The organism is Mangrovibacillus cuniculi (genome assembly GCF_015482585.1).
GTDB classification, from domain to species: domain Bacteria; phylum Bacillota; class Bacilli; order Bacillales; family R1DC41; genus Mangrovibacillus; species Mangrovibacillus cuniculi.
The window spans coordinates 3,118,606-3,125,000 of the sequence record NZ_CP049742.1 but is presented as its reverse complement, the minus strand read 5'-3'; the positions used below and the strand labels follow the sequence as shown (position 1 = coordinate 3,125,000).

3 protein-coding genes, 1 rRNA gene and 1 riboswitch are annotated in these 6,395 nt (G+C 43.0%); all 4 genes read right to left on the bottom strand.

What is annotated here, in order from left to right:
• Window positions 1-26: 26 nt before the first annotated feature.
• Window positions 27-1,577 (bottom strand): 16S ribosomal RNA (locus G8O30_RS15885).
• 542 nt (window positions 1,578-2,119) lie between these two features.
• Entirely contained in the window at window positions 2,120-2,773 is a 654-nt protein-coding gene (locus G8O30_RS15880; protein ID WP_239672978.1) for an NAD(P)H-dependent oxidoreductase, read from the bottom strand.
• Between the two features lie 330 nt (window positions 2,774-3,103).
• On the bottom strand, window positions 3,104-4,441 hold the full coding sequence (locus G8O30_RS15875) for an NCS2 family permease (protein ID WP_239672977.1): 1,338 nt from the start codon (window positions 4,439-4,441) through the stop codon (window positions 3,104-3,106).
• A 127-nt stretch (window positions 4,442-4,568) separates the two neighbouring features.
• A riboswitch (purine riboswitch) is annotated at window positions 4,569-4,670 on the bottom strand.
• An 81-nt stretch (window positions 4,671-4,751) separates the two neighbouring features.
• Window positions 4,752-6,305, bottom strand: coding sequence for a glutamine-hydrolyzing GMP synthase (gene guaA, locus G8O30_RS15870; RefSeq protein WP_239672976.1), 1,554 nt, complete (start codon window positions 6,303-6,305; stop codon window positions 4,752-4,754).
• Window positions 6,306-6,395 lie beyond the last annotated feature (90 nt).

Here is a 6,395-nt window from a genome sequence, read left to right as displayed (position 1 = left end):
AGTACTGTTCCGTAATATATCCTTAGAAAGGAGGTGATCCAGCCGCACCTTCCGATACGGCTACCTTGTTACGACTTCACCCCAATCATCTGTCCCACCTTAGGCGGCTGGCTCCAAAAGGTTACCCCACCGACTTCGGGTGTTACAAACTCTCGTGGTGTGACGGGCGGTGTGTACAAGGCCCGGGAACGTATTCACCGCGGCATGCTGATCCGCGATTACTAGCGATTCCAGCTTCATGTAGGCGAGTTGCAGCCTACAATCCGAACTGAGAACGGTTTTATGGGATTGGCTTAACCTCGCGGTCTTGCAGCCCTTTGTACCGTCCATTGTAGCACGTGTGTAGCCCAGCTCATAAGGGGCATGATGATTTGACGTCATCCCCACCTTCCTCCGGTTTGTCACCGGCAGTCACCTTAGAGTGCCCAACTAAATGATGGCAACTAAGATCAAGGGTTGCGCTCGTTGCGGGACTTAACCCAACATCTCACGACACGAGCTGACGACAACCATGCACCACCTGTCACTCTGTCCCCCGAAGGGGAACGCCCTATCTCTAGGGTTGTCAGAGGATGTCAAGAGCTGGTAAGGTTCTTCGCGTTGCTTCGAATTAAACCACATGCTCCACCGCTTGTGCGGGCCCCCGTCAATTCCTTTGAGTTTCAGTCTTGCGACCGTACTCCCCAGGCGGAGTGCTTAATGCGTTAGCTGCAGCACTGAAGGGCGGAAACCCTCCAACACTTAGCACTCATCGTTTACGGCGTGGACTACCAGGGTATCTAATCCTGTTTGCTCCCCACGCTTTCGCGCCTCAGTGTCAGTTACAGACCAGAAAGTCGCCTTCGCCACTGGTGTTCCTCCACATCTCTACGCATTTCACCGCTACACGTGGAATTCCACTTTCCTCTTCTGCACTCAAGTTTCCCAGTTTCCAATGACCCTCCACGGTTGAGCCGTGGGCTTTCACATCAGACTTAAGAAACCACCTGCGCGCGCTTTACGCCCAATAATTCCGGACAACGCTTGCCACCTACGTATTACCGCGGCTGCTGGCACGTAGTTAGCCGTGGCTTTCTGGTTAGGTACCGTCAAGGTACCGCCCTATTCGAACGGTACTTGTTCTTCCCTAACAACAGAGTTTTACGATCCGAAAACCTTCTTCACTCACGCGGCGTTGCTCCGTCAGACTTTCGTCCATTGCGGAAGATTCCCTACTGCTGCCTCCCGTAGGAGTCTGGGCCGTGTCTCAGTCCCAGTGTGGCCGATCACCCTCTCAGGTCGGCTACGCATCGTCGCCTTGGTGAGCCGTTACCTCACCAACTAGCTAATGCGCCGCGGGTCCATCTGTAAGTGATAGCCGAAGCCACCTTTGAATCATCTGTCATGCGACAAATGATGTTATTCGGTATTAGCCCCGGTTTCCCGGAGTTATCCCAATCTTACAGGCAGGTTACCCACGTGTTACTCACCCGTCCGCCGCTAACTTGCGGGAGCAAGCTCCCACAAGTCCGCTCGACTTGCATGTATTAGGCACGCCGCCAGCGTTCGTCCTGAGCCAGGATCAAACTCTCCAATAGATGTTTGATTAGCTCATAAAAAACTTGTTTTGTTGTTTCATAGAAACAACTGAATTAAACGTTGGCACTTGGTTTGTTTAGTTTTCAAAGTTCAATATCATTTAACCGCTCGTAAGCGACTAGATAATCATAACATCTTACTAAGTAATTCGTCAACAACTTTTTTAAAAAAGTTTTTTTATGAAATTTACTTTCATGTCGGAATTTGTTAGCTCGTTATGATGTTTTACTACTATAACATGCCTATTTGAACATTGCAACAGGAAATGTCGAAAAAACTTTTAATCTATTTCAACCTTACTAGATTAGTACTATTGGTTTCTTCTTTGTGGGAATCTACTCCCCTTTTGTTTTAGCAACATAATTGATTAGGACATGCATTTATTAGCCCTATCAATCTCCCCCTTACCTATGTAAGCATTTATGAAGCATACTCATCTAAGAACGGACCACAACACGTGGTCAACGATGAGTTGTTGCTGGTCACGCAACAAAAAAGCACGGAGTAGTAACCTCCGCACTTCAAATAGTTTAATAGTTATTTAGTTCGTTTGATGTTGATCTATTTTTTGTGCTAGATCTTTCGCTTTCACCAAAGCATCTGCTAGGATCGCATCTGCTCTTTCTGGCTCAGCCGCCATACCTTCTACAAACACAGCATGGTAGTTGTTAACACCCATGAAATTCATGATTCCTTTTAGGTAGTCGTTAGCGAAATGAACTGGCGCTTGTGAGTAAACCCCACCAGAAGCATGAACGTGTACAACTGTTTTACCTTTTAACAAACCAACAGGTCCTTCTGCTGTGTATGCAAATGTTTTACCAGCAACCATTAGAGAATCAATATATGCTTTTACACGTGGAGGGAAGCTTAAGTTCCACATTGGTGTCACAAAAACAACTTCATCTGCTTCAATAAATTGCGTTAACAGGTTGTTAAGTCTTGTAACTAAATGCGTTTGTTCTTCTGTTAGATTAGCAGAAGCCATATCTCCTCCTGCATTAGCAATCGCTCCCCAAGCAGATAGTACACAATCGTCAATCTCCGGAATTTCTTCTTTAAATAGATTTAGCGTGTACACTTCAGCATTCTCTACTACTTTTACGCGTTCTTCAATGTATTTTTCTCCGACTTGAAGTCCGAAGCTTTCTTTTGTGTGTTTAGGGTTTGCAGTAACATATAGAATCTTTTTCATGATTCGTCTCCTCCTTGATGTCGTTACATGTCGATTTTATGATAAATTATCACGAATTCCAACTATCTTAATTAAAGATAAGAACATTTATTATCTTACCAAGTCGGACACATTTCTTCTATCCTCAATGTGTCCGACTTTCTATACATCTAAAGGAGTAGGTACGCTAGAGACCACACTCTATACAGCCGAAAGTAGTGACTCATTATCTCACCCTAAGGAAACTCAGTTAAGTACTGGCCACATCACGTGGCCCTACTCGAGTTGTTACTGATCACATAACCAAAAAAACCGCATTTCTTCTATATAGAAGAAACACGGTAGTAACTACTACTCTACTAAAAAGATAAAGTAGCAAACGAAGATAACAAATAGTAAGTACATTATTGGGTGAATCTCTTTTCGTCTTCCTTTTACCATCATCGTAATTGGGTAGAAGATAAATCCAATTGCGATACCAGTTGCAATGGAATACGTTAAAGGCATTGCGATAATTGTTAAGAATGCTGGTACTGCGACTTCGAATTTGTTCCAATCAATTTTGCCTAGAGAACTTACCATTAATACCCCAACGATAATTAGTGCTGGCGCTGTTACTGCCGCAGTGATAACCGATAAAACCGGGAAGAAGAACAAGGATAGTAAGAAGAATCCACCTGTTACGATTGCAGCGAAACCTGTTCTCGCTCCTGCAGCTACACCTGCTGAAGACTCAATGTACGAAGTAGTCGTAGATGTTCCGAAGATTGCACCGACTACTGTTGCAGTCGAATCTGCTAGAAGAGCTTTACCGGCTCTTGGTAACTTGCCGTCTTTCATTAAACCAGCTTGGTTCGTCACTGCAACTAATGTTCCTGCAGTGTCGAAGAAATCTACGAATAAGAATGTTAAGACAACCACAAGCATTTGAATAGTAAAGATGCTATCCATTGGTGTTGCGAAAGCTTCAAATGCAGCACCAAACGTTGGAGCAACTGATGGTACCTCTCCTACAATTTGCGTAGGAACTTGAATAAGTCCAAAGATCATTCCCACAATAGATGTAGCAATCATCCCGATAAAAATTGCACCTTTTAGTCCACGTGTCATTAAGATAACTGTTAACACTAATCCAAAGATCGCTAGCAATGTTTCTGGGTTAGATAGATCACCTAGCCCCACAAGTACTGCATCGTTATTAACAATCACTCCAGCGTTTTGGAACCCAAGGAACGTGATGAATAACCCGATACCGGCTCCGACAGCTAACTTCAGTTCGTTCGGGATTGCATTGATAATTGCTTCACGTAAACCAGTTAAAGTAAGAAGAATAAAAATAATACCGGAAATTAAAACACCAGTTAACGCTGTTTGCCAAGGAATACCGAAAGTTAAAATAACTGTGTAAGCAAAGAATGCATTTAATCCCATCCCAGGAGCTAGTGCAATTGGATATTTAGCGAGCAAGCCCATGGCCAAGGAACCAACTGCTGCTGCTAAAGCTGTTGCTACGAATACCGCACCATAATCCATACGCATTGCATCTGGTAAATCTGGAATAGAAGCCAGTGATAACGTTAATGGGTTAACGACTAGGATATACGCCATTGCTAAGAACGTCGTAAATCCGCCGATAAATTCTCGACGATAGCTAGTACCTAGTTCGTCAAATTGGAAAAAGTTTTTCATTTTGTGTCCTCCTGTGTAGAAGATCACGTCGTGGAATTAGAAAAGCTCTAAGCCGAAAAGGCTTAGAGCTTGACTAGGTAAGTAGGTACAGGCAAGGATAACAAGAAACAACGACCGTTCCCCGAACCTTTACCTGCACGTACCTCGTAGTCAAGCCATTTACGGTAGCTTGGTAGAAACTTTCGGGCCATATTCCCGACTTTATACGACGTATCTCTTATTAAATTCATCCTTAGTGTACCAACGATTTGCGTAGGCGTCAACACAAAAATCGAACGTTATTAAAAATTATTTTATTAATGTTCGGTTTTTACTCCCACTCGATTGTGCTAGGTGGCTTACTCGTAATATCATAGAGAACTCGGTTAATGTTAGGAACTTCATTTACGATACGAGTCGAGATTAATTCTAGTACATCCCAAGGGATTCTCGCCCAATCCGATGTCATACCATCAATGGATGTTACTGCACGAATACCGATTGCATAGTCATATGTTCTAGAATCTCCCATTACGCCAACGCTACGGATATCAGGTAATACCGTGAAGTACTGCCAAATGTCACGCTCTAATCCTGCTTTCTTGATTTCTTCACGTAAGATTGCATCTGATTCACGGACAATCTCTAGCTTCTCTTCTGAAATCGCTCCAAGAACACGGATTCCTAAACCTGGTCCCGGGAACGGCTGACGCCAAACAATCTCATCAGATAAACCTAACTCTGAACCAAGAGCTCGTACTTCATCTTTAAATAATGTATTTAACGGCTCGATTAAAGTAAACTTCATATCTTCTGGTAGTCCACCAACGTTATGGTGTGACTTAATTGTTTCCGCAGTTGCTGTACCACTCTCGATAATATCTGTGTAAAGAGTACCTTGTGCTAAGAAATCAATCCCTTGCAACTTAGCCGCTTCATCATCGAATACATAGATAAACTCATTACCGATGATTTTACGTTTTTTCTCCGGATCGGAAACACCTTCTAGTTTCGATAAGAAGCGCTCTTGTGCATCAATTTTGATTACGTTCATATTAAAACCTTCAGAGAAAGTCTTCATAACAGACTCCGCTTCCCCTTTACGAAGAAGACCGTGGTCTACGAACATACATGTTAATTGATCACCAATTGCTTTATGGATTAATACTGCTACTACAGAAGAATCCACTCCACCACTTAGTGCACAAAGGACCTTTTTATCGCCAACCGTTTGACGAATTTTTTCAATCTCTAGTTCAATGAAACTCTCCATCGTCCAGTTGTCTTCCATACCACAGATGTTGAATACAAAATTACGTAGCATGTCATTTCCGTGCACAGAGTGACGAACCTCTGGGTGGAATTGAACCGCATAGAAGTTTTTAGAAGCGTTACTCATAGAAGCTACAGGACAAGATGCATTTGTCGCATCCACTGTAAATCCTTCAGGAGCTTGTGTCACTTTGTCTCCGTGGCTCATCCAAACCGTTTGTTCTGAAGGGAGGTCTTGGAATAGAGCTGATTCATTTTCAATTTTTAACTTTGCTTTTCCATATTCACGCTGAGAAGCACCTTCTACTTTTCCACCAAAATGGTGAGCCATCAATTGCATACCATAACAAATACCAAAGATCGGTAGACCCATATCAAAAATTGCTGGGTCACAAGAGAATGCATTTTCCCCGTAAACGCTATTAGGTCCACCAGAGAAAATAACACCTTGTGCATTCATCGCTTTAATCTCTTCTGCCGTAATTGTGTGTGGATGTAATTCACTATAGACACCAAATTCACGAATTCTTCGAGTGATTAATTGGTTATACTGACTTCCAAAATCTAATACAACGATCTTCGGCTGTTCTTGTAACAATGCTTTTTCCGTCATGTGCTCACCTCATATTAGTATTTAATCATCACGTTGGCTTCTATTACCTTCCCCTAGTATTTCAAAGGATACTCATCTAAGAACCGACTA